This is a genomic window from Actinoplanes sp. NPDC019969, from assembly GCF_055562375.1.
Genome location: NZ_JBVHFK010000020.1, coordinates 40,129 through 65,423, shown reverse-complemented (window position 1 = coordinate 65,423; position 25,295 = coordinate 40,129). Strand labels below are relative to the sequence as shown.

The window sequence follows — 25,295 nt, the reverse complement described above, 5'->3', positions numbered from 1 at the left end:
CACGAGCCGGTCCGCCTCGATCAGATCGTCGCGGGCCGGGCCGGTGCCCCCGGCCCCGGTAGCTGACGCCCTGGTGGCGGCGGTGCCGCTCAGCGGCTTCCGATGAACCCGCGCCGCCCGGCCGAGGTGGGCGTTCTCACGCCCTGGGCGGAGCGGCGGCAGCGGGCACGGCACATTACGGTGTGCCGCATGAATCGATCTTGGGGGTTGTCGCTGCTGGTGGGCCTGGCCGTTCTGGCCGGCTGCTCCGGCGGTGAGCAGCCGCGTCCCGTGGCGGTGGCGCCGTCCGCTTCGCCACCGGCGGCGGTGGCACCGGTCTACACCGGGATCCGTGGCGAGTGTCCTGAACTGAGCTCGCCGGAGTCCGTCCGTTATACCGGTTCGCGGCCGCCCCGCTTGTATCCGCTGCCTCGGCAGCCCGACTCCGTGCTCTGGATTCACTGCGGCTGGCTTTCGCCGTCGTCGGGCAAGTTGCGGATGGAGGTGCGCATCGAGATCTTCCGGGACGGGTTCAAACCCGCCTTCACCGGCCACGGCAACGCGGCTGCCAGTCACCGCTGGAAAACGGACATAACCACCTCCGAGGTGCGCCGCAAGCCGGCCGGCTCGCTGCGGGTGAGCACCGTGACGACGGCTTACGGCGAGGCTCTCGTCCGGGCCGACGGCACGCATCACACGCTGGGGCAGACGACGCTCACCGGCAACGCGGTCCTCACCGTCATAGTGAAGGAGCCGGAGAACTCCGCCACCGACGTAACCACGCGTACCGGGGAGATGCTCGGGGACCCGGCTGCCGCCGCCGACGCGATCACCACCGAGGTCGCGAAGCAGCTACTACACCAGAGGTAGATGAGGGTCGACCGGTGCCACGTCGAGGCCAGGGATGGCGATCAGGGCGCCGATGGCCCCGCCATCCCACTTCCAGAAGCTGGACCGTTCCGCTTCCAAGGAAGCGGAACGAATGCTTAGCGGCGCCGACTGCCCCTAGGCCCGCCTACCCTGCAGCCGCGGCGGACGCTACCGGGGTACAACCAAGGCGAACGCAAAAGTGTCTCTCGCGGTCCAGCGACGACCCGCCCCCGGTTATCCTCGTTCGGAGGTCAGCCGCGCCACTGGCGGTAGGCAAAGTAGGCGCCGACCACGGCGACAAACACGCTGACGATCGTCCAGATCGTCTGCGTTCTGGTCCAATGAGACTCAGCCTCCGGGGGTGCTACCTCCGCCGTGCCGCTGGCGCCGGCCTGGGCTGTTGTCACGGTGACTTGGTTCCGTCTTCCCCCGTGCAGCACCACATTGATGGCCTGTGCTGCCTGCTCGGGAGTCGGCACAGATGTGTCGCTAGGCATGGACGCTCGGATCTCGCTTGTCAGACGGACGAGTGTCGTCCTGATGTGATCGAGGATGCCCTCCACCCGAGCGATGTGCACATCCCAATAGAGCCGGCTCACAAGAGCGCCCTGGCCCTGCCGCTCATAATTCATGATCTTCACCAGGTCAGCAGCTCCGGGCGGCGACAGCATGACGGAGGTCTTTCCGGCTTTAGCCGTGTTCCGGACGAGAGCCTCAAGGTCTCCGACACCCTGAGCGAAGGGAACCTCTTCGCTGACCTTGCCGTGCGCAACCTCGGGAAGGTCGGTAGCACTGATCTGTTCGCCTGATATCTGGAGGCGCATGTTCGCTCCGTCCACCGTCAACGGGGCATAGATGAGCCGGTACGGCGGAATGGAGCTGTCATCCTCCCTGTAGCCGTTCAGCTCTTGGCTTGCCCAGTCGCGAAGCTCGGCGTTCCGGGCTTGCGCGCCGAGTGCTATGCACTTACGCAGGATGGAGGCTAGAGGGACTCGGTCATCGAGCGCATCGCGCTCAATGTCTGCAAGCAAGCTGCCGTCACGTCGGGACACGGAGCCATTGTTCACGGATCTACGACGAACGGAAGCCCGCCGATCCGGTGTATCAACTGCGTCCGGACTCCGGCGTCACCGGTGGCGTAGGCGCGCTACGGCTTGGATCAGGCGGGGCGTACCACTGCCCTCGGCGTTTCACTTCTAAGGAACTGGAACGGCCCTGCTCAGCCTATACCTGGCCGGCCGACGGACCGACTCATGAAACCCCGAAACCTCTGGATGAGCGTGGTAGGGCTGGCCGCTTCACGAGCGACCACTTATGAAACAGCCCTGCCTGGCCGGCGCACGGGTTACGCCGACAGCGCCCCGGCTTCCGGAACCTTGGACTCGGCCTGGATGCGTACCACGCTGTCCAGCCGCGTTGCGGATCATGGCCACCCGTCAGCGACGCCTACCTTGACAGGGCACCGGGCGGCGATACAACCTTCGTGAGGTTCGCCCCAAGCGATGACGGGCCGCCCGGCGCCTCCACGACCGCTCGCAGGCACCCAGCACGCTTTATCAGCGGCATGTGAGCGAGTTTGTCTACGAAGCCGCGCTCCACCGAACATTCAGGCCGTACGTAAGTGCATTATGAAGCAGGAATGGCCCTTGAAGATCCAATTCTGCGTACGATCTGCGATGATAGAACTTGACGTACTCCTCCCCTGCGCCACTTTTACTGAAATTTGCTATAGCACCCGCCAGGTAGAGTTGCTGAAGAGCTCCATCCATGATCGTCTCAGTAATGTTCGAATCTCCCGAAAATAGTCCAATGAATTGGTCTCGGGTGAATCGGCGGGACGGCAGGCGTGTCATCGCGCCCAGGATGCGTTCAGCTATTGACGGGTCCGTCATCCCGACAAGCTCGTTGACGATCTCGTTGGCGAAGTAGTTCTTGCAGTAGGAGTTCACTCCAGCGCGTACCCGTTCCACGTTGAGCTCTTGTTCCGGATAGATCTCGCCCTGAATAAACTTCATCAGCATTACAATGTCGCGCGGCGTCGAGCGCGTCAGATCGAGCAAGTACTTCGCCATCCGGATATTCTGGGGCGCCGTTCGCTGACCTACAGTCATGTATTCGGGAAAGTATGTTTCAAGTAGATTTACCGTCTTTGCGCCGCGCACTGAAGCCTTCTTCTCAAGCATATCCCAAAGGGGCGAGTCTTCCGGCGTCTCAAGGCCGTACTCCCATTTAAGGTCTACGCCCCAAGATTGCCGAATCTTGTTCGAATCGGGAATAGGAATCTTGAGGAATACGTCGCTGCGACAGAGCAGGCAGACTCGCACGGTGGCCCGCGCACCCCTGATTCGCCTGTGAACCGTTGTGGCTGCCCTTAGAAGGGCACCGAGCTGCTTCCAGTATGAAGGGGTGCCGATCTCGGCGCTGTCCAGCCCATCAAGTGCTAGAACATGGGCGTTTGCAGTTTCGGCGCTGGTAACAATGTTTGCTAGGAGATCCCGGAGTTGACCGATGTTTACTCGATGGGCTCCGTCCGATTCAATACCGACTTCATAAATCTTCGGAATGGTGAATTTATGCCGCTTCTTGCGAACTTCCTGGATTACGGCCCGGTAGTCGCCCGTAGCTATCCCGGAATTTTTTAGATCCTCGTATAGCGCGAGAGTTTCAGAGTCTCCTTGGAGGGAGCAAGATTCGTCACCCATGAGACTATCGAACAGGCGGCACCAAATCCATGTGGACCAGGCTAATTCGTTCAGCTCGGCACCAGATTCAGAAAGGCTGAGATCGGCCTTGAGGGCGCCCCTTAGTTCGCCAAGGTCTTCTCGCTGCACGAATCTTTGGTAAGGGTTTTTAACGCTTAGATGCAAATACTCGGCGTAGCTGGATTTTCCTGCACCTTTAGGTCCAATAAGTAAAAAATGGTCACCAGAAAGTATGCCCGCGGTCACATCATTGGTGTCGAGGAAACCAGCCAGGAAAAGGTCGGGCCACTTTTCAGCTTCTGCCTCAGCGGAAGCCTCACCGAAGTACAAGCTTTTGAAGAACTTCCGCTGTGCTGGCATTCGAGCCCCTTACGGATAGTCGTCGGCGACTAAGGCGTGTCCATAATACTCATAGATCGCAAGCTTGGACCGCAAACGATCATTTGACTGGTCCGAGCGCACTCTCATCGGCACAAGACGTCGGCCAGCAGCCGTCGATCACCGGCCGTGACGGCGGCGCCGGCCGAGCGCGTAAGGCGGCAGAAGAGGCGTCCGATCGTTCCCGAACAGAGCGGCGCTTCACGCTCCCATAGATGGCGCCCTCCTTGATGCCCTTACCGGATCGGCCTGGCCGCCATCCAGTGCCTAGCTGTTCTGATCGGGGACAAGCTCCTGGGCTGACGCCACCAGGTGATCGAGGACCGCGAGGGTGAGATCGGCCAGCTGGAACCGGTCCACCCTCGTGACGTCCAGGGACAGCTGGGTCGCGAGCCGCCGGTTCCAGTCGTTACGGAACACCGGATGGAACCCGCTGAGGTCGCCGTTGCGAAACTCATCCAGCACGGCAGCGTCAGCGGGCCGGGCCAGGCCACCGTGCTCGTTCGCGGACAGCGCCTGGCCCAGCTCCGGTCGGCCCAGGTCGGTAAGCATCCGCTGGATCGCCGCCAGCACCATGGCCGGCAACAACGCCACGGCGAGGTCGTGAGCTTTCCTCCGGGCCTCGACCGCAGTCCCGTCGCCCAGCTCAACCTGCACACACGGCCGGAACAGCCATCGGGCCGCCGGAGTCATGCGGCCCTCTGAGCGCACGTCCACACCGATCCACGCGTTCGGGTCACCGTTCGGGTGCCGTCGCCAGGCCAGAAACATCGGGTTACCGGGGTTTGTACGCGTCGCCTCTGCCTCCCCATCCCGTTCCCGCAGCACCTTGTCGAGATCGAGAGCGACACGGCGGGTGACTAGATCGGGCACATACCAGCCCCGGGACTCGCCGATGACGCCCTCGGCCTGCTGGTCCCAGCTCGCGAACAGCCCGGCGATCTCCCCGCCGAGCCAGGCGACGTGCGGGTCGGTGCTGTCGCGCCACGCCCCGTAAAGCTCGACGAGCCCGACCACCCGCCACGGATCCGGTGGCACATCGCCACGGTCCAGGGTGCAGTAGAAGAGAGCCGCCGAGTATTTCGCCGCCCAGGCCTGATAGCGGCCGAGCTGATCCCCGTGCTCGGTCGACGCGCCCTTCAACTCCAGCACCGCCACCGGATGATTCTCCCGGTACACGACTAGATCGAACCGGCTCCGTGCGGCCTTGCCCTCACGCCGGACCCGGTACTCCCCGTCCGGTAGCCCCAGTACCCGGATCAGTGGCGCCGGATCCCGCTCGAACAGGAACGCCAGCAGGTCACTGGCACTGTTCTCGTTGGCGATCAGGCGGCCCAGCGCCTCGTTGGTCTCCGGCACCTAAAGATCATAAAACCTTTTCGATGGTACGACCTGTCCCAGCAAGCGGCCGAGCATTCATTGCGATATGGCTGCCCGCTGGACTACCTCTAGCAACTCAGGCCAGCCATCAGGCACATCGCGGCATGAGAGTGAGCTGCTTGGCAGCCGTCCAGCCGGGCCGCTTGATGACACATCCAGCCGCTGATCAAGCCCGGGTGGGATTCAACGGCAAAGCCAGACGCCGTCTCCCTCGTGTCGAGCCACCTCGCCGGCCGGCCGGCGAACGAAAAGCGATGACCCGACGATCCAAACATGTTCGCCGGGATGAAGGAGCAACGGTCGCGGGAGCTCAACCGCCCAATCACCGGCTTCCACGATGGTTACCAACGTCAGTCGCGCCACCGGCACGGGATCGGTTCGGACAACTCCGCTGGAGTCATTGCTCTGACCCAGCTGCATCTGCATGCAAGGAGGCTACCGGCGCCGCTGATTCGCCATGCAGAGAGCGAGGCCGTCCTGCACTCGCGGAAAGAGGCGCCGCAGCGCTCCATCTGCCAACTGGTCATTCAAACGCAGAACTGCACCGCACAAACCTGTCAGACGAGGATCGGCGTGACGCAAGAGGGCAGGGGAACGCTCCGGGTGATCACACTGACCGCCACCGATAAGCTGCATGCATGATGGGGTTCCGGAATCCTCCGCCGGGTTTGAGCAGACGTTCGCACCGCTTCGTCAGCGTTCATGGCGTTTGGCTTGATTCTTCGCCCATCACTCATCAGCGTAAACAATGGGAAGAGGCCGGTGTGCCCTCTGCCGTCGCCGATCGCGCCGAGGCATATGACGCTCGATGGGGTGGGCTTGTTCTGCCAGCCGCCCCTGGACTGCCTGAAGACGCCGCCGGTCCACGCATGCTCGGTGCTGATACCCCGAATCGGGAAGGCGGGTTCCCCGACCCGGGCTGGTATTTCGAGGCCGGCCCTCAACGCACCGCAGTGCCTTACGCGTTTCTGATCAGCCCGAACGGCGTTTTCGGTATCGCCGGCGGGGACGACGACATGTGGGTGCCATTGCACGGCAGCATCGAGGGCTGGGTTGAGTCTCTGGCCTTGGCGTACGCCGCTGTGGACGTCGCGGACACCGTCACTAAGCTGACTGGCCGTGCGGTCGACAGTCTCGACCTGTCCTCCATGCAACCGGTCGCGTCAGCCGAAGGAATAACGAATGGCTGGTGGTATCGGCCAGGATCATTAGTTGCCCTTTATTCGGGCGAGTCCGAGCTATTCGGCATACCTAATATTCGCACTGCCTTCATATACACCGGGAATATCGATATGCAATGGTTGTAGGTTGCGCCCGATAGGCTGCTGTTAGTAAACCGAACGCGCTCTCATCGGCACGACAAGACGCTAGCCAGTCACCGCCGCCTGCCAGCCGCGACGGCGCCGGCTGGCCACCGCGCGGATCGCGGCATGTGAGTCTACTGAAGCCCGTCCTTGCTATCAGCGTGAACGTGTGACTTCAGATCGACATCACGCAAGGAGGCTGGGGCCAGTGCAGTTTCAATTAGCCTTGGATGATGGCCGCTAGCTCATCCCAATCTAATTCAGGTTTACTAGACCCGCCGGATGTCGAAACATTCAGGATTTACTATCAGCTGCAGTATCAGAGGATCGCTCAGCATGAGAACGGTCGTCTGCAGGTCAGTAATTTCGTTGTTGCGGCGTCGGTCGTGGCGTTGGGGATCCTTGCCTTACCCAGGGAAAAAGTCGCACTCGCCGCATACGGCGTGCCGCTGTCCGTCGCGGTGATCAATATCCTTGCGGGCGTTTACGCTTCTAGATCTCGGACATGGGTGAAGTTCCATCAGAAGCGCGCGGGAAAAGTTCTCGAGAGATTGTCGCCTCGACTAAATGATCTGAAGATCGAATTTGACGTGACTGGCGGCAGGGTGGATAGCGACAATTCGCCTTGGCGGTCCCAGTTGTTACAGGAATGCATCCATGGCGTATTAGCTTTGATGGGGTTGTTTATCCTAGCTCAATGGGTTTTTTAATGGCTTGAAGGTGCTGGCTATATTTAGGGGAAGCGCGCTCTCATCGGCAGATCAGTGCGACCTTCAGCAAGCTGGGTTTGTCGGTGTCCGCAGAACTGGTCTGCGGCAGGGTGGTGGCGACTGCTGGAAGAGTTCTCGGCTACCGGTGTTGCGAGGGGTTTGGCGGTCGCTCGGTGGGCCCAGCCGAGGAACCGGTCATACAGGTCGGGCACCGCTCCGGCGCCGTGTTGATGGAGGTCGTCGATCGCTTCGGTCATCAGGTCAGCCAGGAACATTAGTAGGGTCATGCGGTCGCTGGGGTGGTCGGCGAGGAGTGTCGCCTGGCGCTGTGGGCATGGCCATGGTTGTCCGCAGTCTTCGCAGTTCCAACTGGGTCTGGCCGCTCGGTGCATCGGGGTTGTCGGTGGGCTATCCATGGCCGCTGCCTCCGATGCCCAGCGGAGGAGGTGCGGGGCGTCGGCGCTGGGGCGGTGTCGGGAGCGTGATCGCCGCGGGGCTGCCGCGGTAGCCGCATACCGCGGTGTGGGCGCCGAGGTCGGTGGTTCTTCGGCTGGAGGCGGCGTAGGACCGGAGCGTGTCGAGTGCGATGGAGTTCTCGGCGGGGGTGCTGTGTAGCGGCATCACGGACCAGTACGCGGTCTCTTCGTCCTGCCGGCCGCAGAGTCCCAGCAGTTGCAGGCAGCTGATCGCGATCGTCAGCGGGCCGCGGGGGTGCGTGACCGCCCGCCAGTCCCAGGCGTGCCGCAGAACGAGCACCGCGTCGTCGCAGGAGCCGAGTCGATGCAGGTTGGACGCCCAGTGCAGCCGGGCCTGGTGCGCGTTCTGCCATTGGTCTCGCTGCTGCATGCCTAGGGTGACGACTTCCCACGCTGCCGCGGCCTCGCGCTGGTTTCCCGCCTGTTCGCACCAGCGGCCCAGGTGGGCGCTGGCCTCACACGACAGCGGGGACAATGGGCTTACCAGCACGGTGGCGGTGCGCTGGGCGTATCGCAGCCACTCAAGGGCCTGTTGCGCCGGGCCTTTGCCGGCGGTTCCGAACAGCAGTACCGCAGCCTCGGCCAGTTCCAGGTTCCAGCTCATCACCGCCGGGTCGAGACGGTTCAGCACATTCGCCAGCGCCGCGACTCCCGCTCCGTCCAGCCCGCCCGACGGCGTCCCGCAGGCCATCACCCTGGCGTTGCGCAGCATCGTCAGGGCGTTGCCTTCCAACAGCATGCTGGTCATGCCGGACGCTCCGGCCACGACATCGCATCCGTCCCTCCACCGCGTCCTGGCGGCTCGACCCGGATGAGGCCGGCCCCGCTGCTTCGGCCGCGATCCGCGGGAATTGGAACCCGCCGCTGGCTGGTGTGCGGGTCGCGGACGATCACTGTCGTGGCGGACTCGTCTGCGCCGACAGGCCCGCCCACGGGCATCGCCGTCCCGGCCGTCTCGGCGGGAACCACATCGCCGGTGGCGGACGGCGGCCTTGGCTGCGTTCTGGCGGGTCGGAGGAGGGGTCTCGGGTTAGCCATGCCGGTCTCCTTGGCCGGTTCGCACGCAGAAGCAGTTCGCGCCGGTCGCCGGGTCGAGATCTGAGACGGGGATGTGGCAGGGCTGTGTCCCGGCGAACAGCGGCGCGTAGCCCCGTAGCCCGGCGTGCCAGACGGTGCGCCATTCCGTGGGCTGGAGCGGCGGTAACTGTGCCGGGCAGGCCGATTCGTCGCAGAGCCGGATCGGCTCCGGCTCGCCCTGCTCGTCGCACGGTTGGTCGTCCCATTCCGGTGACCGGCGTTGCAGGAACTGAGTCGCCCACTGCTGTGCTGTCATGGCCGCCCGGGGATCGGTGAGGTCCCGGTTGTCCTCGCCACCGCTGAGGTGATTGCCGGTGTCGTCGCGGAACATCAGGATCCAGCAGCCCTCGGCCCGGTCGAACACGAGCAGGCACATCAGCCAGCGCCGCAGCGCCCACACCAGGTCGGCGTGTGTGGCGAGGACGATTGCCTCCCGTGGGCTGCCGGCGGCCGGGCGGACCGCATACCGGGAGCGGCGGACCTGCGGTTCGTACGGGCAGCGTGTCGCGGCGAGGTCCTGTGCCTGCGCGTGTGTCAGGACTCCTTCGTCGTGGCCGGCCCGCCGTTCGCAGACGTCCCTCGGCGACCACGTTTGCCGGTCGCCGACCCAGACGATGCCGCACGAGTCACCCGCTGCAGCCCCGCCTTCTGCACGAAGATCCTGCGCCGCTCGACCGCTTCGTCCTTCGGGCCCAGCACATACCCGTCCAGCCAGACCCACCCGTGGTAGGTCGGCGCCGGATCGACCCGGATCACCCGGAACCTGAGCGCACGCTCGCCGGTGAACTGCACACTCGCCGCCCGGCCCACATACAGTTCGTCGCCCGGCGACAACATCGGAACTCACCATCGGCCTGCCACCACCACGGTCGGCACACCGACGCGCACCGCGACGGACGCGAGAGGGATGCCGCCGCTGGTCATCGCCTGGCCACCGGTGCGGGCAGTCGGCGGAGCACCGCTGCCGGGCGCCGGTCGACGGGCCCGATCAGGCGGTGCGGTCCGCGGGACCGGCCGTCGGGAGCTGTGCCGGTCGGCAGCCGTGGCCGGGCGGGACGGGTGAGACAGGTCGTGTGTCGCTGTGGGGGGCATGCCGGTGTCCTCCTTCGCACTGGCGGAGCGTGCTGGACGGCTCGGGGAACAGGTCGGAGGCGCCGGTGCGCCACGAGGGCGCCCGCCGCCATCGATCCAGGGCGAGTTTCTTGTGGGCAGACAGATCGCTGACGCGGATGACCCGCACCAGCGGAGGCGACGAAAACGGCACGCTCGCCGCCGTGGTCACGGAGGTGACGTCACCGGAGAAAGGAAGAGGCATGAGCGCTCGCCTCTACGGTTTGCGGGTGACGGCCGCGTACCGCAACGCGGTAGCCAGGTCAGCCGGGACGTCTCCGGGTTCGGGGCGCCAGAGGGTCGTGGCGGTCAGGCCGTGTTCGTCGAGGTCCAGGCCGTCGAGCAGGGCCAGGACTTCGCGTCGTGACCGGGCGTACCACGGGCCGCAGGAGATCTTCGCGAACACGTGCCGTTGCTCGGCGGGCAGCCCATCGGTGGTGAGGTGCGACAGGGCGGCGTAGCTGCCGGGCGGCAGGTGCGAGATCAGGTGCTGAACGGGTTGTACGGGCTCGTCGTCCGGGCAGTGGTGCAGCACGTCGAGCAGCAGCAACGCGATCGGCTTCGCCGGGTCAAAGGTCGTCGTCCAGGCCTGGCTGGTGAGGATGTCCTGCGGCCGGCGTAGGTCGGCCTGCAGGGAGTCCACGCCGTTGTCCCCGTCGCCCAGCAGGGCGTAGGCGTGCCGGGCCACGTACGGGTCGTTGTCGACGTACAGGACACGGCACGCCGGGTCCTGCTCGCGGGCGATCTCGTGCACATTGGACGGGGCCGGGTAGCCGCAGCCGATGTCCAGGAACTGCTGGATGCCGCAGTCACGAACCAGGTACGTGATGAGCCGCCGAAGGTACGCCCGGTGATGGGCCGCTGCCGCCACCAGCCGCGGCGCCCACTCACCGGCCAGTTCGACGGCCCTGCGGTCGGCGGCGAAGTTCTCCCTACCCTCGTGGATGAAGTCGGCGATGCGGGCCTGGCTCGGCCGGGTGTGATCGAACGTCATGGCCGCTCACCGGGCCCAGCGCTGTTCGACGGCAGCCACCCGGGTGATGTCCGGGTCCCCGGCGGTGGTGATCTGGCGGGCGCAGACCGGTTGGTGGCCGGTGAAGCCGGGGGAGCAGCTGGTCGGTGGGTGGATCAGCGAGGTCACCAGGATGCTCCATGCCGCGGTGATGCTCAGGGCTTCGGCGGCAATGCAGTGGGCGTCGGTGTCGCGGCCGCAGCCCATCAGCATGGCGAGGTAGCCGACGAGGATGCCGGTGCCGTGCGTGCGGCGCCGGTCGGGGGTGGCGCGCCAAGCCTGCCATGCGGTGTCGGCCTGCCGGATCGCCTCGCCGCAGCGGCCGCCGTGGTGCAGGCTGTCGGCCAGGTCCATCCGCGCTTTCAGGATCGGGTCGTCGCCGGCCGCGCCGGGTATCCGCTGCAGCAGGTCGGCGCGGACCGTGCTGGCCTGCCGGTAGCGGCCCTGGGCGTGCGTGATCAGCCCGAGCAGGGCGCCGGTGCGCAGCTGGCGGTGCAGGTCGGCGCATCGGCAGGCCGAGACGTAGGCGAACTCGGCGTCGTGGCGTTGCCGGTCCGGATCCGTGGCGCTGGTGTAGAGCATGCTGGTGTGCATCTGGACCGCGTCGATGAGCCCGAGGTCGCCGGTGTGCCCGCTCAGGTCGACGGTGCGCAGATGAGCGTCGAGCAGCTGCTGGGCCTGTTCCAGCCGGCCGGTGGCCAGCAGCCGGCGGGCCGTATGCACGACGATCGCCGACCGCTGTGCACACCCGCCGGCCGGGGAGCGTAGCCGCTCCTGCGGTACCCGGCCGACGCGCTGGCGCAGCCAGGCGACCTGTGCGGCCAGGCGCTGGAGCCGGTCGGCGGCGTCGCCGTTCATCGTGCACCCACCCCGCGCTCGGCGGCGATTACGGGGAAAGCACTCGGTGGGCGGGTCACGGTGGATTCCATGGACGGCACCTCCTATCGGATTGTGTTCCGCGTGGGGCCGGTGGTCGGCCCGTGAGGGAGTCGGGTGGCCGGGTGCGCACCGTCCCGGTGATACGCACCCGGCCTGTTCGGGGCCACCGCTGCGGGCGGGACGTGGCCCCGGCTCTGCGCCTGCCCCGCAAAAAGGGCAAGCAGGTCAGTCATCGGGTACGGGTCACCGTTGCGCCGTGGGGCTGGGCGGCAGAGCCGCCCGGTCGGCGTGGGCGGTGACCGCTGGTGGTACGTCGCCGGGCTGCCAGGTGACGGACACACACCCGGACGGGAACACCTCAGGGTCGGCCGGTGCGCCGTCGGTCGTGGCCTGCAGTGTTCGTGCCGATCCGGGGCGCCGCCACATCGGGTACAGCGGCGGGCTGTCGGGTGCGGCCGTGAACGACGGCAGCGGTTCGTAGCCGTGCCGCACATACAGCTCGCGGTTGCGCAGGCCGGTGGCTTCCAGATAGGCGGGCATCCCGACCGTGTCCAGGCGCTGGTGATGGTGGCGCAGCAAGCCGCTGCCCAGCCCCCGGCCCTGCGCGGCGGGCCGGACCGCGAGGAAGGCGAGGTAGTGATGTGGCCGGCCGGTCGGGTGGTGCTCGCACATCGCGGTGTCGAGCCACCGGAAGCGCGGCAGGTGTCCGCCGACCGCCCGGGCGAGCCGGGCGTCATAGTCGCGGACGTCCGGCGGCGGGTTCTGCTCGTAGGGCAGCCAGAACGCGGCCGCGTCCTCACCGGCCAGGTTGACCCGGCCATGCCGCACGATGTGGCCGACCAGGATGTCGAAGTAGCGCGGGTAGACCGCGGCCCGGGCCGGCCGGTCGGCGATCAGCCACGACGCCCAGTCGGCGTCCAGGAACGCGGCGGTCAGGATCGCGGTCAGCAGGGCCCGGTCCTGGATGGACGCCGGCCGGATGAGGCTCGCCTCGCGGGTCACGGCCGCACCACCGGCCGCGTGACCCAGGCCGGCTCGACACCGGCCACCTGAGGGCGGTTACCGCTGCCGATCCCCACGTACACCGCAGGCCGGACCCGGCGCAGCACGCTCGCCCACCCCACGCCGAGGACCGCGGCCGCCGCGAACCCGGCCGGGATCGCCCAACGCAGCGGATGGCCCGCGGCCACCCCGAGCAGCGTGTCGAACTGCAGCACCGTCAACGCCAACAACAAACTGAGCGCCGCCCCCGCCAACGCGGGCGCCACCAGCCCGGCCACGATCCCGACGCCGGCCTCCCGACGATGGCCGAGGAAATACGCCAGCACCGCCACCGAGGTCACCGCCATCAGCGCCAGCACCCCCAGCCCACCGGACACGCTCACCCAGAAGAACAGCCTGACCAGCGGGTCCCAGCCGAGGATCGCGTAGGTCACGATCACCACGAACGCGATCCCGGTCTGCGCCAGCGACCCGGTCAACGGCGCCCGCGTCCGCGCCCCGGTCCGCGCCAGCACACCCGGCAGCACACCCTCGCGGCCGAGCGCGAACAGGTACCGGCCGACCGTGGTGTGAAACGACAGCAGCGCCGCGAACAGGCTGGTGATGAACAGCAGATGCCCTACATCCAGCAGCCACCGGCTGACATACGGGCCCGCCAGATTGAAGATCAGCTCGGTGCTCTCGGCCTGCGACCGGACCACGATGTTCTCCGGCCCGGCGGCCTGCACCATCGCCCACGAACAGAACCCGTACAACACACCGATCAACCCGACCGCCAGATACGTGGCGGCCTTCACGGTCCGCTGCGGATTCTTGCTCTCCTCCGACAACACCGTGGTGGCCTCCACCCCCACGAACCCGGTGATCGCGATGACCGCCGCCGCCCCGAACCCACCGGCGAACAACTGCCCCAGGTCGAACGCGGCGAACGTGTGCGTGCCACCGGCCGGATGCGCCACATGCACCGCCGCCAGCACCGCGGCGACCACGATCTCCGCGACCAGCAGCACCGCCAGCACCCACCCGCTGACATCGATACGCAACAGCCCCAGCACCGCCACCAGCGCCCAGGCGATCAACGCCCAGGCCCACCAGGACCAGCCGATCCCGAACCAGCCCTCGAAAGCCGCGGCAGCCACCACACCGAGCCCGCCGTACAGGCCGACCTGCATCGCGTTGTAGGCCAGCACCGCCACGAACGCCGCCGCCACCCCCGGCGCCCGACCCAACCCGTGCGTCACATACACATAGAAAGCGCCCGCGTTGACGATCCGGCGGCTCATCGCCACATAACCCGCGGAGAACACCGCCAGAACCACCGCGACCACCACATACGCCAACGGAATGCTCAACAACCCGGTCGTCGCGAAACCGGTGGTCGCGCCACCGGCCACCACCGTCAACGGGGCGGCCGCCGCCATCACGAAGAACACCACACCCGGCACACCGAGCCGAGACGCCGCCAGCGACCGCGTCACCGTACCGACGGCCGGCTGCCCAGGTTGAAGGATCACCACAAAGAACTCCTGCCAAGAGACGAAAAGCGAGGGGAAGAAGAGAGGCCCAGCCGCGGCCAGGCCGGCTAGCGGCGGTGCAGGACCGCGTTCGTCACCGCGGCGTCGAGTTCTCCGATCAACTGCGCCAACGGCGCAGGCAAAGCCGTGACCAGTGACGGCAGCTGTCCGGCCGCGGCAGCGTGGTCCGCGGCGAACACCCGATGCTGCAGATTCACCGCGAAACAGATCCCGGTCAGAGCAGCCTCGAACTCGCTGACGGCCACACCCCGACGCAGACCGGTGGCCAGTCCAGCCGCCGGCCACGCGGCGATACTGGTGTCCGTCGGCGGATACACCACCTCACGCGACCACCAATGCCGCCGCTGTTCCCGCACATGCCCGGCCCACAACATCCGCTGCGCCACCAGCTCATACGCGCCCAACACCGTCGCCAGCCCACGCGCCAGGACCTCCAGCCACGACCGGACCCCGACAGCAGCCGGTTCCCGATCGACACAGTCCAGCACCGTGTGAGCCACCGCGTCCTGCGGCGCCCGCCGGTCCACCACCTGCACCACACCGAGCCCGACCGTCACCCGGCCGGCCATCACCAGCTCACCCAGCAACCCCGCCGACAACGCCAACGCGGCAGCACGCCCGTCGACCACCAGCGCCCCCGACCGGTCGTCGTGTAGCAACCGCCACACGTCATCAGCCAGCAACGGCCACCCCGCCGCCGACCAGGACCGCGACAGCGAACCACCACGCCGCGGCCTCGGCACCGTAGGCGCCATACCCGCGGAACGCCGCGGTCCAGCATGGCGGCCACTGCCGGCCCGGACACCGGACATCGCCGGCCCCAGACGCGCGTCGCCGAGATCGAGCCGATCCCTGTACTGCGGCGGCATTACAAAAACCCCCTACTCGCGAAAAGAATGTGAAAGTCGCATCCGTCGGCAAGCCGGATGAGGCAGGTGAATCCCGCCCAACTGGCCCGACTGTCATGAATGTGTGCGGTGAAACGCGTATCTTGATCAACGGCCTCGGGAATTGAGAGACCGATTCACCGCCGAGGTCGCCCATGCCGTGTTGCGGCAGCGAAAGGGCTGGCCGGGTGCCTCCAGCGCGGGAGGTGATCCGGCAGCGAACCGCCACCTCCGATGTTTAATGGCCAAGGCCGAAGCCGCCATGATGAATCGCGCATAGAGATCACATAGTCAGCATGCAAGGCTGGCATATCGATAGATCAGCAAAATGGTTTACTCGCATGAAGGCGCTTAGCGCAACAGGGCTGCTGTTCGCCAATCCGCTCACTCGGAAGGCCGGGGAGCCCTGACTTCGAGTGAAGTGCCGACGGCGTTCAACTGCGGGGAGAGGAGCCAGGCCGCTCGTCTTCTCCGGTACATGCTCCGAGCCGCGATGATCCCCGGCCGGCAGCTCGCGGGGACCGACGGCAGGCCGCGCCAGCCCGGTCATGCCTGGTCTCGGATTTCCGTTGTCTGGTCGAGGATGCGGCGGATCGCGGCGGAGTACTCGACGGCCTGCTGCCGTTCTGCCTCCTGCCAGTCGCGGACTGCCCGTAGCCGCCTGCGCCACAGCAGGTGTCGCTGCACCTTCGCCAGCATCTCGCCTCCCCAGCACCCGGGGCGGGCCGCGATCACGGGCGCGACCCGCCGATCTAAGGGCGACGGCTGGCGTCCCGTCTTGCGGTTCCGGGCCCGCCGCCGCTGTGAACGAAGCTAAGGGCGGGCAAGTAGAAGCAGGGGCACAGTTTGTGCCCGTGGCTTATGCAGCGAGCACGCCGATTTTCACGGCGAGCGCAGAGGCGCGCCGGCGACGGGCGGGGCTCTTGGACTCGGCCTCTTCGAGGACGATTCTCTTTGCGTAACCGTTGTACCGGATCGTCTCGGGCGCAGCCTCGTGCGCCTTCTCGAGGGTTGCCAGGGCGACGTCCGGCTGCCCGTCGAGCTGGTACCCGCGTGCCTCTTCGACCCGGTGCCGAGCCAGGCGCGGGCGAGACGGGATGACCACCGTGTCGGCGGCCACCGCCTGGCGGACGGACTCGCCGCCCTGACGCAGCTCCACGGCCACCGTCACCGCGTGGGCGCCCATGATGGCCCGGGAGAACGACGTGATCGGGTGGAAGTAGCCCGAGGGCAGCTCGGCGGCCATCGCGCGGGCAGTCTCCCAGTGCCGCCACGCCACCCCGGTAGCCCCGCGCCGGGCCGCCGTGTACCCGGCCTCGAATTCTAGGGCGCCAGCGATCGCCAGGACATCAGCCGACGCGTCCCCCAACAGAGGTTCCAGGTAGTCAAGGGTCTGCCGAGTCACCGCGTCGGCGGCGTCAAAGTGCGACGGCCCGGAGTCGCGGTGCGCCTGGGCGGTCAACCACGCGGCCACGCCGATCGCGTGCGGGTCCTCGGACTCCTGGGCGGCAACCAGGCCGCGTTCAGCCACCCGCCACAGCAGGGCGGCGTCCGGCTGGTAGGCCACGAAGAACTGGCTCAGCGAGTACACCTCGGACAGCACGGCCTGCGCGTCCCGGCGCTGCAGGCCGGTGTCGGCCTGCCGGACGGCCAGTTGCGCGTCCCGGATCAGGTCAGGCAGCAGCGCCCCGACCACCTCGCGGTGGTTCGGGGCGGAGTGCCGAGCCGACCATGCCCCGGCAAGCCGGGCCTGGATGTGCGCGATCGAGGACGCCTCCTGCCCGGTGACACGGGGGAAGGCATCGATGGCGGCCTTGACCGCGGCGAGCCTCGGGTGGCCGGGCCCGGCGAACAGGTCGACGTGGAGCGTCTGGTCGCCGGTAAGGTCGGACAGGTCGCGTACCCGCAGGGCCTCCGCCAGGGCGAGGGTCAGGTCCAACTTCGGCGTCTTCAAGCGCCCGGTCTCCACCCCCTTGACCCACGACCCGGACCGGCCGACCAGACCGCCGAGCTGGTCCCGGGTGAGACCGCGGCGCGTGCGGAGAAGTTGCAGCCGCTGGCCGAATGCCAGCGGGTCGGTGTACGGATCCATCGGGCGCTCCCTGGTAGAGGACAGGGGCGGCGGCCGGCCTCTACTCCGGCCGCCAACTCGACGGTATCAACGATCGACATCGCTCGGTGGGCGCGACGAAGCGCCCCACCCCACCAGGTGCCCACCAGCGGCGCTTGATCGTGTCTCTTTATGCCTTGGCGCGATTACGGGCTTAACGGATATCGCGTTTCGCCGTTGCTTCGCTGACGTCGACCCGGCCGATGCGCTTTACGCCGCAAAGGCCATGCTGCCGACGTCTCGGTCCGCCTCTGGTCTCGGCGCAGAGGTGCTCGACTGGGCAGATGGCCGAGCCTTCAGGACGGCCTGACATGGCTTCGTTGGGCACCTGGACCACGAACCCGCGGCTGCCCGCCTACAACGTGCGGTACGGGGCTCAGCACGTCCGAACGGTAGAGAGCCGGGTTTGGGGGGGGCATGTTTCCAGCGCCCGAGCCAGCCGTACCGCGACTATCTCAAGACAGAGGGCGAGTAGCCCTCGCGCCTCGGCCGCGTGTTGCTCCGTGGTCGCTCGCCTATGGCTATGCCTATCTTGCTCAGCGTGCGCGGGTTCGTTGCGCGGGACACCCTGAATGAGCCCATGAGCTGCAGGAATACGTGCTTTGGGGTATCCCGATAGGCGGCAAGGTCATACGCCGGTACTCTGTTTGCTGCGGGCTGCTAGCTCAATGGCAGAGCTGAGGACTTTTAATCCTTAGGTTCAGGGTTCGAGTCCCTGGCGGCCCACCGCGCTGAGCTGGGAAAACTTGAGATTCTGGATTAACCATCCTTCCTCTGGTCGCTCCTCGAAAACGGTTTCGGGAGCGACCGGAGGAAGTGGCTCAGCTTGCGGGGCGCATCGCGCGGGGCACCAGGGCGGCGGCGGCTTCGGCCTTGGCGCGTTCTGTCTCTAGCTCTTGGATCACTGACGTGTAGGTGTCCGAGGTGATCGTGATCGTCGAGTGGCCGAGCAACTCCTTGATGTCCTGCAGGTCGGCGCCGGAGGCTTTGAGGAATGTCGCGGCGCAGTGCCGCAGGTCGTGCAGCCGGATCGGCGGTAGGCCGGATCTCTCTACAAGGTCGTCGAAGCGTTTGGTGACGGTGTCGGGGTGCCATGCCGCGCCGTTCGGTTGGACGAACACCAGGCCGGTCTGGTGCCAGGCGGGTCCGCTGACCAGCCGCCATCTCGCGCGGCGGGCTAGATGGGTTCGGATGACGGCTGTCGTGACTTGGTCGAGGGCGATGGTCCGTTCGCCGGCCTCGGACTTGACCTTCTTGGTGACCGGCTCGTATCCGACGGTTGTTATCTGTTGGCTGATGACCGCTGTCCCGGTGGCGAGGTCGAGGTCGAGGTCGCGGAGACCGATCGCTTCGCCGCGTCGCAGGCCTCGGTACAGCATGAGGGCGTACAACGCGTACAGCACGATGTCGTGGGTTTCGGCGTAGTCCAGGAACCGTCCGGCTTGGTCGGGGGTCCACACCATGACCGCGCTGGGCCGTTTGCCGGTGATCTGCCAGTGTTTGACGGCCGCCGTGGTCCAGACGCGTGCTTTGGGCCGTTTTCCCGAGGGCAGTTCGACGTGGGTGGCCGGGTTGAACTCGATGAGCCGGTGGATGCGGATCGCGTCGTTGAGGGCCTTGCGCAGGGTGCCGCGGATGCGGTGCATGGTGGCGGGGCCGGTGATGCGCTGGCCTTTCACGGACGATTGGACGGTGGGGTCGTCGCTGCTGAGGGCGGTTTCGATGGCGACGTTGTGGTCGGTGATCGCGTTGAACATGGCTTGTATGTGACCGCCGCGTAGTTTCTCGATCGGGATGTGTCCGAGGTGGGGTTCGAGGTGGTTACGGATGTGACTGTCGTAGGAGCGTTTCGTGCTCGCCTCGATACGGCGGCCGGTGTGCCATTCGCGGAGGTAGTCGCCGAGGAGGACGGCAGTGGTGGCGGGGATGCCGGCTTTGACCCGGCGGGCGATCATGTTGCGGTCGGGCAGGGGATCGGTCGGTTTGAGCTGGTGGAGCAGGTCGCCGATCTCGATGGCGAGGTCAGTGTTATTTCCCGCGAGCGCGAGCAGGCTGAGGGCGTCGTCGCGTTCCTTGGCCGCGCTGTCACGGTTGTCGAACCGGTAGCGGCGTAGCTGGCGCCGGCTTCCTTGTGCCGACTTGGGTAGCTCGAGTTGATACGCCCACCGGCCGTGGCTGGAGTGCCAGGCGCCGCTGGGGCGGCGCAGCCGCGGGCAGCTGGTGCCGAGTCGTCTCCCGTCGTCGTCTTTGCAGGTGCAGTGTTTGAAGACGGAACCTTCCGCCATACCGGGGTCCTCCTGAAAAGGTCAGCCGGGCCGCAGCCCGGGCATAGCCGGGCTGCGGATTTCCTAGAGTTGATCCACGCTCGGCGAGCCGCGTCGATCAAGTCGGTGGGTGAGGTTGTTCGCCGCCGGTGTCGGGAGGTAGGTGCAGGGCGGTGAGAATCGCTGCGACGGGCACTCGGTACCGGGCACCGAACCGCAGGACGGTCACCGGGAACTTGCCGAGTTGGATCAGTTCGTAGGCGGCGGACCGGCCGATACCGAAGATGGATGCGGCGGTGGGTACGTCGGTGACCGCTCCGAGCGCGCGGATACGCGCCGGGGTCCATGCGGCGGCAGCGGCCAAGGCCGTGCGCACAGCGGTAGCAGGGTGGTCGGACTGGGTCATGGCTTGCGGAGCCTCCCTATGGGCGGTGCACCTTGCCCTGTAAAGGGCTGTAGAGAGTGATTGCGGTGGGTGATGCGGGTGACTATTCGTGCGGTACTGGGAGGGCCGCGCCGGGCCCGGCCTGCGACGAGGACGGACGGCAGGATGTCGCGTCCCGCGACGGCGGACGGGGGACGTCGTCCTCCGTTGGCCTCACTGAAACAGGCAGTCTTTGGCCTGGCCGACGAGGGCTGCGGCAGCCAACTTGATCTATGGGCTGTCGCGTGGGTTCATGGTGTCGCACCGGGCGAATCCCGGTGCTGGCGGCGCGTTTCGACTGCCCCGGCGCGCCGCCATCCGAACCTTGTCACCGACGACCCCACGCCGCGGGTGACGCCTCTGACGGAGACGGCCCTCACCGACGCCGAGCGTCGGCGCTTCGTCAGAGCCAGGGCTCATCCCGACAGCTACCTGGCGGGATGAGCCCTGGCATATACGCCGCCTTCGCGCCGAAGGGGTAGTGCCACGATGCTGGCTAGATGCCGGTGTACGCACACAAAGAGCAGGCCATCCGAGGAGGCGCGTGGTTCACGGCGTGTGGTGACCCGGCTGCGAGCAGAGCAGGACGTGCAGGGCGGTGGCCGCCTGCGCCCACACCACCCCGTTGCCGAGGACCCGCAGAGCGGCGGTGCGGGGTAAGCCGAGATCGGTGACCCAGCCGGCGGGCAACCCCATCAGCCACTCGACGAACAACGGCGCCAGCACCGGCCTGCCGTGCCGGCCAGGCTGCGTGGGATCAGGTGCTGGGCGGCCGAGGAGTACCTCCCAGCGGCCTACCGCCTCGGCGTATCCACCCCACAGCTGCCGGTCGAACTCGCCGGGTGCCGCGTGGACGCCGACTGCCGCCTGCCGATGGTCGTCCAACAGCGCCGTTGGCGTGTCCGCAGATGGCAGGACCTGGACGGCTGCTGACGGCAACGTGAGATCACCGTGGCTGCCGCGTTGCCCAGGACATCCTTTCGTGCCGTCGGTAGCCCGGGGTGTCGGCAGCAGCACCTGCGACAGCGGCGGCCGGAAGCCCGGCCCGGCCCGGCGGCCGCCGGTGCCGGTGTCGCTGGCACGCGGGGTGGGCAGCAGCCGGGCGGCGTCGGTCAGGGTGCACCTGGCGTGGGCTGCCGTCGGGTTGCCGCGCCCGGCGGTGGCGTTGGCCGAGTTGCGGCTGTCGGCTGCGGTCGGGGTCGGCAGCAGCCGACCGACCTGGTACAGGCTGGGTCGGCGGGCCGCGCCCGCCGACATCGACCGGTTCGACCCGTACGCCGACGCGGTCGGCGTGGGCAGCAGCCCGTTCCACGGCGTGTTCGGCTCGAGCAACGTGGGCAGGCTGCTGGTCTGATGGCCGCGGCCCTTGCCGTCACGGGCGCATGGTGTCGGCAACGTCGGGGGACCGCCTCCCGCCGTGGTCTGCTGCAGTAGCCAGCAGGAACAGCCGGTCCCTGCGGTGGGCGGCACCGATATCGGATGCGCGTAAGCAAACCCACCGCGTGTCGTACCCGATCGTGGCCAGGTCACCGAGGACGACGTCGAGGCCGCGGCTGCGGAGGGCGGCCACGTTCTCCACGAAGACCAGCGGCGGTAGAAGCGCGCGAATGGCTTGAGCGATCGATTCCCACAGGCTGGAGTTCTTGCCCGTGATGCCGGCCCGCCGCCCGGCATTGGAGATGTCTTGGCAGGGGAACCCGGCGGTGATGATGTCGACTGGGTCGACGCTGGCCCAGTCGACGGTGCGGATGTCGCCGAGGTTGGCGACGTCCGGCCACCTGGTGGCGAGGACTTTCCTCGCGTGAGAGTCGGTTTCGGCGTACCAGGCGAGGTGGCCGCCGAGGACTGCTTCGACGGCGAGGTCAAGGCCCCCGAAGCCGGTACAGAGGGACCCGATCCGGAACCGGTCGGGCTGGTGCGCGCGCGGCTCACTCACGCCACCTCCCGCAGCCGGACCATGCCGTCGATGCCTGATGGGGTGTCGTGGAACTCCTCGTGCTGCGGCTCTACCGGGTGCGGGCAGCTCCACGGCCCGCACCCCGGCGTCTCGTCCTGGCCGCTGGGGCGGGGCCGTAGCACCACCTGGTCGAGTGGCACGCGCTGACGATGCAGGAAGAACCGTCCACGCAGCGGATGGCCATCCGCGGTCGCCCGCGCCGAGCCGGTGCGGATCGCGGCGTCGAACGCGACCGCGTCCGCCCACCCCTCGGGGTTCTGCTCGCGCAGCCGAACCCATTCGAGATCGGTGTGGAACGGGCAGCCGAGGCACGCCGAACGCGGGGTGTCGGCGAGTCCGTGCTCGGACAGAAAGACTGAGCAGTCGCCGCGCCGCCACCGAAGATCGAGAAGCGGGAAGACGTTGCGCATATAGGCGACGTCGGCGTCGCGCGCCCGGTGTACTTCGTCGACGGAGATACCGATCGCCATCTCGGCGTAGGTGCCGGTGGGCACACGGGCCGGATGTGGGTAGCCGAGCCGCCGCCGTACCTCGGCCTTGATCGGCCGGATCTTGTATTCGCTGGTGCACTGACGCCTCGCCATACCCCGCTCGCCGTTGGGGCCGAGCGTGAACAGCGGCATGGACGCGAAGCGGTGAGCGGGGTCGAGGGCGTCGTCGCGGATGTTGCCGGCCGAGACCCGCACGACCGGGATCCCGGCCGTGGCGGCGAGCTGTTCCAGCCGCGACAGGTGCGTATAGACCCCGGCCGGCTCCCAGCCGGTGTCGGAGAAGATCGCGGCGTCGAACGGCGGAATCCGGCCGTGGACCGCCAGGAGCAGCAGCGCCGAACTCTGGATCCCGGCGCCGAGGGAGAGGAACCGGAGGGCGGGTCTATTCATGCCGCCACCCCGCTGTCGGCCAGTGGTCCGCGGCGCTGGAGCACGATGACGTCCTCGTGGGCGATCAGGTGCATCGGTGTGCCGGCCCGGCGGGCCTTACGCACCGCCTGGAGCTGGAAGAAGCTGGGCCGGGCCACCAGCGCGTCGTCGCGGACCGCGGCCAGTAGGGCGACGCACCGGTCCACCGGGGTGAGCCCGGCCCGCAGGCCGGCGCCGATAACCGCGGACGGCAGGTCGACGAGCTGGCCGTGTTTGCGCCACGGCCGGGCGGTCACCACCACCACGCCGCCAGGACGCAGCAGCGTCGCGCAGCCGGTAAGGATCTGTGCGAACCCGTCGGCCAGGCCGGTCAGGTCGCGGTAGGCGAGATTGCCCCGGTCGGTGCCGTCGTTGTAGGTGTTATCGGACTTGCGGACGCCACCGTCGCCGGGTTCGACCAGGCCGTGCACGGTCGGCCCGTACGGCGGTGAGGTGACCACCAGCGCCACCTGCCCAGTCAGGACGGCCGGGACCAGCGACAGCAGACCGGTAGCGTCGCCACGGATCACCGCCGCCCGGCCGGTCGCGCCTTGGGCGTGGGCGTGCCGGATGTTGGCGTCGGCGATGTCAGACCACGCCGATTCGTACTCGACGCCGAACGCGTCGCGGCCGGCGTGCACGGCCTCGACCAGGGTGGTGCCGATCCCGCACATCGGGTCCAGCACCAGGTCCCCGGCCCGGGTGTAGTGCCTGATGGCATGCGCGGCGATCGCCGGCAGCATCCGCGCCGGATGCTTCACCGACTCGGCCACGTAGCGGCCTCTGCGCTGAACCGGCCCGGTCGCCTGGGCGGTCGCCCACACCGACAGGCCGTCCGGACCGACGTGACGGTCGTCGGCGCGGTGCCGTCCACCAGCTACCGGCCCACTACCGGCGGCGGTGTCGGGACGCGTCGCCGGAACTGGCGTAGAACGGTATTCAGCCACGGCGACCACCGCCCCGGCGTGTGCCCGTGCCAGCCGACGGCCCCGGGGAGACCGTCTGGCTGAACACCAGCAGGTCGGCGTGCACGCGCAGGTGTTCGGCCTGCCACTGCCCGGTGCCGCCGGCCAAGGTGAGCAGCTCCTCGTCGGTGACGTGGTAGATGAACACGTCACCGGCGGTGTCGGAGACGACGGCGACGATGTGCTGCAGGTAGCCCAGCCGTGCCCCGGCGGCGGCCTGCACCACCGGAGTGAAGTCCTCCGGAACCGTCGGGGTCCCGGCCGGGATGGCGACCACGAGGATGAGGCATCCGCCGGGACGCAGCAGCTGCGCGCAGGCGCTCACCAGCCCGGCGAGCCGGGTCCGGTGGGCGGCGTCGTCGGCCTCGTCGAGCGGCCAGAGAGTGACCACCAGGCTGGTCCGGCCCTGCAGGGAGGTATCGGCCGGCGGGCTGCTGTCCGCCGCGACGGCCGGAGGCAGGGCGGGGTCGGTGAGATCGTTGCCGAACCACACGCCCAGCTCCGGCGGATCCTCGTCGCCGGTGGCGGCCTCCGTGTCGGTTCCGGCGCGGGGCGCCGGGCTGGCCGGCCCGATGACGAGGCGGGAGGCGTCGGTGAACCGGGCCGGGTGGTGCCGACGGCCACCGTCGCTGCAGGCCTGGGCGAGGTGATAACCGTCGGTCAGGTCGACGACGGTCTCGCCGGGACGTGAGTAGGCGGCGATCAGCCGGGCCGCGAGGCGAACGCCGATGCTACGGCCGGTGTCGGCCTCGGTCCGGGCGGTACGCCAGACGGTGATCGGCACCGGCGGGTCACCGGCGATCAGGTCGGTCGGAGCCGCGTCGATCGCGGCAGAGTCGATGGCGATGGGCGGGGCGTGATGCTGCGGCGTGTGCTCGCTCATAACGTGGTGGGCTCCACGCCGCGCCGTGATGCGCTGACTCCCTCAAACCGGATTCTGTGCGCTGTGGCGAACACCCGCCGCACTGTCACCCCTCTGACACCGGTCCGACAACAGACACCCGGTGGCAACCACGCGACGAAAGTCAGAGCGGCCCGCGCCCCGGGCTAGCCTCTCCGGCGCCCGCCGACCCGCACCGCCCTGCCGTCAGACGCCCGACAGACGTTCGTCGGAAAGCGGTGCGTCGTCCGTGCCCACCGGCTGACCGCAACCTCACAGGCGCTACCGGTCGCAGCGCTGCTCTCGCAGGGCCGGTGAGCCGCGCACCACAGCCCCGCCCGCCCCAGAAACCGTCACGCGGCGGCCTCTACCGGGCGTGGCCTGCCTTGTCGGCATCGCGTCAGCCGGTCGTGGCGTAATCAGCCCTTCCGGACGGCCGGAACCCCGTTCGTGAAGGCCTACGCCGCCGTGCGGAGCCGGCCCGATCTCACTCTG

The 25,295-nt window shown here is 67.8% G+C and carries 24 protein-coding genes and 1 tRNA gene; 5 read left to right on the top strand and 20 right to left on the bottom strand.

The window, feature by feature from the left end; all coding sequences use genetic code 11:
- Positions 1 to 102: 102 nt before the first annotated feature.
- Complete coding sequence (locus ACZ3II_RS40235; protein ID WP_465525508.1) at positions 103 to 849, top strand: hypothetical protein; 747 nt, start codon at positions 103 to 105, stop codon at positions 847 to 849.
- Positions 850 to 1,100: 251 nt separating this feature from the next.
- On the opposite strand, the gene ACZ3II_RS40230 is transcribed toward ACZ3II_RS40235, so the two are convergent.
- The 3 genes from ACZ3II_RS40230 to ACZ3II_RS40220 form a co-directional block, all read right to left on the bottom strand.
- Positions 1,101 to 1,901: an AbiTii domain-containing protein gene (locus tag ACZ3II_RS40230; RefSeq protein ID WP_465525506.1), complete on the bottom strand. Its 801-nt coding sequence runs from the start codon at positions 1,899 to 1,901 to the stop codon at positions 1,101 to 1,103.
- 528 nt (positions 1,902 to 2,429) lie between these two features.
- Positions 2,430 to 3,911 (bottom strand): P-loop ATPase, Sll1717 family, encoded by a 1,482-nt coding sequence (locus ACZ3II_RS40225; protein ID WP_465525504.1) that lies wholly within the window; start codon positions 3,909 to 3,911, stop codon positions 2,430 to 2,432.
- A 285-nt stretch (positions 3,912 to 4,196) separates the two neighbouring features.
- Entirely contained in the window at positions 4,197 to 5,288 is a 1,092-nt protein-coding gene (locus tag ACZ3II_RS40220; RefSeq protein WP_465525502.1) for a PDDEXK-like family protein, read from the bottom strand.
- A 294-nt stretch (positions 5,289 to 5,582) separates the two neighbouring features.
- Between ACZ3II_RS40220 and ACZ3II_RS40215 the strand changes: the two genes are divergently transcribed.
- From ACZ3II_RS40215 to ACZ3II_RS40205, 3 genes are all read left to right on the top strand, one after another.
- Complete coding sequence (locus ACZ3II_RS40215; protein ID WP_465525500.1) at positions 5,583 to 5,951, top strand: hypothetical protein; 369 nt, start codon at positions 5,583 to 5,585, stop codon at positions 5,949 to 5,951.
- On the top strand, positions 5,948 to 6,616 hold the full coding sequence (locus ACZ3II_RS40210; RefSeq protein WP_465525498.1) for a hypothetical protein: 669 nt from the start codon (positions 5,948 to 5,950) through the stop codon (positions 6,614 to 6,616). Before ACZ3II_RS40215 ends, ACZ3II_RS40210 begins: the two co-directional genes overlap by 4 nt.
- A gap of 230 nt (positions 6,617 to 6,846) precedes the next feature.
- Positions 6,847 to 7,323 carry a hypothetical protein gene (locus ACZ3II_RS40205; protein WP_465525496.1) on the top strand — a complete coding sequence of 159 codons (477 nt, stop codon included), beginning with the start codon at positions 6,847 to 6,849 and terminating at the stop codon, positions 7,321 to 7,323.
- Between the two features lie 408 nt (positions 7,324 to 7,731).
- Here ACZ3II_RS40205 and ACZ3II_RS40200 read toward each other — a convergent pair whose 3' ends face one another.
- The 10 genes from ACZ3II_RS40200 to ACZ3II_RS40155 all read right to left on the bottom strand — a co-directional run bounded on the left by ACZ3II_RS40200 (position 7,732) and on the right by ACZ3II_RS40155 (position 17,393).
- Positions 7,732 to 8,547 carry a hypothetical protein gene (locus tag ACZ3II_RS40200; protein ID WP_465525494.1) on the bottom strand — a complete coding sequence of 272 codons (816 nt, stop codon included), beginning with the start codon at positions 8,545 to 8,547 and terminating at the stop codon, positions 7,732 to 7,734.
- Between the two features lie 282 nt (positions 8,548 to 8,829).
- The gene (locus ACZ3II_RS40195; RefSeq protein ID WP_465525493.1) at positions 8,830 to 9,276 is read right to left on the bottom strand and encodes a hypothetical protein; all 447 of its coding nucleotides are present in this window, start codon (positions 9,274 to 9,276) and stop codon (positions 8,830 to 8,832) included.
- Between the two features lie 134 nt (positions 9,277 to 9,410).
- Positions 9,411 to 9,713: a hypothetical protein gene (locus ACZ3II_RS40190; protein WP_465525491.1), complete on the bottom strand. Its 303-nt coding sequence runs from the start codon at positions 9,711 to 9,713 to the stop codon at positions 9,411 to 9,413.
- Between the two features lie 490 nt (positions 9,714 to 10,203).
- The gene (locus ACZ3II_RS40185; protein ID WP_465525489.1) at positions 10,204 to 10,980 is read right to left on the bottom strand and encodes an SAM-dependent methyltransferase; all 777 of its coding nucleotides are present in this window, start codon (positions 10,978 to 10,980) and stop codon (positions 10,204 to 10,206) included.
- Between the two features lie 6 nt (positions 10,981 to 10,986).
- Complete coding sequence (locus ACZ3II_RS40180) at positions 10,987 to 11,856, bottom strand: hypothetical protein (RefSeq protein WP_465525487.1); 870 nt, start codon at positions 11,854 to 11,856, stop codon at positions 10,987 to 10,989.
- A gap of 264 nt (positions 11,857 to 12,120) precedes the next feature.
- The gene (locus ACZ3II_RS40175; RefSeq protein ID WP_465525485.1) at positions 12,121 to 12,879 is read right to left on the bottom strand and encodes a GNAT family N-acetyltransferase; all 759 of its coding nucleotides are present in this window, start codon (positions 12,877 to 12,879) and stop codon (positions 12,121 to 12,123) included.
- Positions 12,876 to 14,396 carry an APC family permease gene (locus tag ACZ3II_RS40170; RefSeq protein WP_465525483.1) on the bottom strand — a complete coding sequence of 507 codons (1,521 nt, stop codon included), beginning with the start codon at positions 14,394 to 14,396 and terminating at the stop codon, positions 12,876 to 12,878. The genes ACZ3II_RS40175 and ACZ3II_RS40170 overlap by 4 nt, the downstream gene beginning before the upstream one ends.
- 65 nt (positions 14,397 to 14,461) lie before the next feature.
- On the bottom strand, positions 14,462 to 15,283 hold the full coding sequence (locus tag ACZ3II_RS40165; protein ID WP_465525481.1) for a GOLPH3/VPS74 family protein: 822 nt from the start codon (positions 15,281 to 15,283) through the stop codon (positions 14,462 to 14,464).
- Positions 15,284 to 15,847: 564 nt separating this feature from the next.
- A complete protein-coding gene (locus ACZ3II_RS40160; protein WP_465525479.1) occupies positions 15,848 to 16,000 on the bottom strand; it encodes a hypothetical protein in 153 nt (50 codons plus the stop codon).
- A 160-nt stretch (positions 16,001 to 16,160) separates the two neighbouring features.
- Positions 16,161 to 17,393 carry a helix-turn-helix domain-containing protein gene (locus ACZ3II_RS40155; RefSeq protein WP_465525477.1) on the bottom strand — a complete coding sequence of 411 codons (1,233 nt, stop codon included), beginning with the start codon at positions 17,391 to 17,393 and terminating at the stop codon, positions 16,161 to 16,163.
- A 672-nt stretch (positions 17,394 to 18,065) separates the two neighbouring features.
- Between ACZ3II_RS40155 and ACZ3II_RS40150 the strand changes: the two genes are divergently transcribed.
- Positions 18,066 to 18,137: transfer RNA gene (locus ACZ3II_RS40150), tRNA-Lys, on the top strand.
- Between the two features lie 95 nt (positions 18,138 to 18,232).
- On the opposite strand, the gene ACZ3II_RS40145 is transcribed toward ACZ3II_RS40150, so the two are convergent.
- The 7 genes from ACZ3II_RS40145 to ACZ3II_RS40115 all read right to left on the bottom strand — a co-directional run bounded on the left by ACZ3II_RS40145 (position 18,233) and on the right by ACZ3II_RS40115 (position 24,803).
- The gene (locus ACZ3II_RS40145; protein ID WP_465525475.1) at positions 18,233 to 19,696 is read right to left on the bottom strand and encodes a tyrosine-type recombinase/integrase; all 1,464 of its coding nucleotides are present in this window, start codon (positions 19,694 to 19,696) and stop codon (positions 18,233 to 18,235) included.
- A gap of 97 nt (positions 19,697 to 19,793) precedes the next feature.
- The gene (locus ACZ3II_RS40140; RefSeq protein WP_465525473.1) at positions 19,794 to 20,081 is read right to left on the bottom strand and encodes a DNA-binding protein; all 288 of its coding nucleotides are present in this window, start codon (positions 20,079 to 20,081) and stop codon (positions 19,794 to 19,796) included.
- Between the two features lie 567 nt (positions 20,082 to 20,648).
- Positions 20,649 to 21,431: a hypothetical protein gene (locus tag ACZ3II_RS40135; RefSeq protein WP_465525471.1), complete on the bottom strand. Its 783-nt coding sequence runs from the start codon at positions 21,429 to 21,431 to the stop codon at positions 20,649 to 20,651.
- Between the two features lie 40 nt (positions 21,432 to 21,471).
- Entirely contained in the window at positions 21,472 to 22,035 is a 564-nt protein-coding gene (locus ACZ3II_RS40130) for a DNA cytosine methyltransferase (protein WP_465525469.1), read from the bottom strand.
- The gene (locus ACZ3II_RS40125; protein ID WP_465525467.1) at positions 22,032 to 22,937 is read right to left on the bottom strand and encodes a hypothetical protein; all 906 of its coding nucleotides are present in this window, start codon (positions 22,935 to 22,937) and stop codon (positions 22,032 to 22,034) included. Before ACZ3II_RS40125 ends, ACZ3II_RS40130 begins: the two co-directional genes overlap by 4 nt.
- Positions 22,934 to 23,911 carry a TRM11 family SAM-dependent methyltransferase gene (locus ACZ3II_RS40120; RefSeq protein ID WP_465525465.1) on the bottom strand — a complete coding sequence of 326 codons (978 nt, stop codon included), beginning with the start codon at positions 23,909 to 23,911 and terminating at the stop codon, positions 22,934 to 22,936. The genes ACZ3II_RS40125 and ACZ3II_RS40120 overlap by 4 nt, the downstream gene beginning before the upstream one ends.
- Positions 23,895 to 24,803 (bottom strand): hypothetical protein, encoded by a 909-nt coding sequence (locus ACZ3II_RS40115; protein ID WP_465525463.1) that lies wholly within the window; start codon positions 24,801 to 24,803, stop codon positions 23,895 to 23,897. Before ACZ3II_RS40115 ends, ACZ3II_RS40120 begins: the two co-directional genes overlap by 17 nt.
- Positions 24,804 to 25,295 lie beyond the last annotated feature (492 nt).

Bases quoted from the DNA above. Each gene is read 5' to 3' on its own strand.
- ACZ3II_RS40235 (WP_465525508.1), top strand. From the start codon at position 103: ATGAACCCGCGCCGCCCGGCCGAGGTGGGCGTTCTCACGCCCTGGGCG.
- ACZ3II_RS40225 (WP_465525504.1), bottom strand. From the start codon at position 3,911: ATGCCAGCACAGCGGAAGTTCTTCAAAAGCTTGTACTTCGGTGAGGCT.
- ACZ3II_RS40215 (WP_465525500.1), top strand. From the start codon at position 5,583: ATGTTCGCCGGGATGAAGGAGCAACGGTCGCGGGAGCTCAACCGCCCA.
- ACZ3II_RS40210 (WP_465525498.1), top strand. From the start codon at position 5,948: ATGATGGGGTTCCGGAATCCTCCGCCGGGTTTGAGCAGACGTTCGCAC.
- ACZ3II_RS40205 (WP_465525496.1), top strand. From the start codon at position 6,847: ATGGCCGCTAGCTCATCCCAATCTAATTCAGGTTTACTAGACCCGCCG.
- ACZ3II_RS40200 (WP_465525494.1), bottom strand. From the start codon at position 8,547: ATGACCAGCATGCTGTTGGAAGGCAACGCCCTGACGATGCTGCGCAAC.
- ACZ3II_RS40190 (WP_465525491.1), bottom strand. From the start codon at position 9,713: ATGTTGTCGCCGGGCGACGAACTGTATGTGGGCCGGGCGGCGAGTGTG.
- ACZ3II_RS40185 (WP_465525489.1), bottom strand. From the start codon at position 10,980: ATGACGTTCGATCACACCCGGCCGAGCCAGGCCCGCATCGCCGACTTC.
- ACZ3II_RS40180 (WP_465525487.1), bottom strand. From the start codon at position 11,856: ATGAACGGCGACGCCGCCGACCGGCTCCAGCGCCTGGCCGCACAGGTC.
- ACZ3II_RS40165 (WP_465525481.1), bottom strand. From the start codon at position 15,283: ATGCCGCCGCAGTACAGGGATCGGCTCGATCTCGGCGACGCGCGTCTG.
- ACZ3II_RS40160 (WP_465525479.1), bottom strand. From the start codon at position 16,000: ATGCTGGCGAAGGTGCAGCGACACCTGCTGTGGCGCAGGCGGCTACGG.
- ACZ3II_RS40155 (WP_465525477.1), bottom strand. From the start codon at position 17,393: ATGGATCCGTACACCGACCCGCTGGCATTCGGCCAGCGGCTGCAACTT.
- ACZ3II_RS40145 (WP_465525475.1), bottom strand. From the start codon at position 19,696: ATGGCGGAAGGTTCCGTCTTCAAACACTGCACCTGCAAAGACGACGAC.
- ACZ3II_RS40140 (WP_465525473.1), bottom strand. From the start codon at position 20,081: ATGACCCAGTCCGACCACCCTGCTACCGCTGTGCGCACGGCCTTGGCC.
- ACZ3II_RS40125 (WP_465525467.1), bottom strand. From the start codon at position 22,937: ATGAATAGACCCGCCCTCCGGTTCCTCTCCCTCGGCGCCGGGATCCAG.
- ACZ3II_RS40115 (WP_465525463.1), bottom strand. From the start codon at position 24,803: ATGAGCGAGCACACGCCGCAGCATCACGCCCCGCCCATCGCCATCGAC.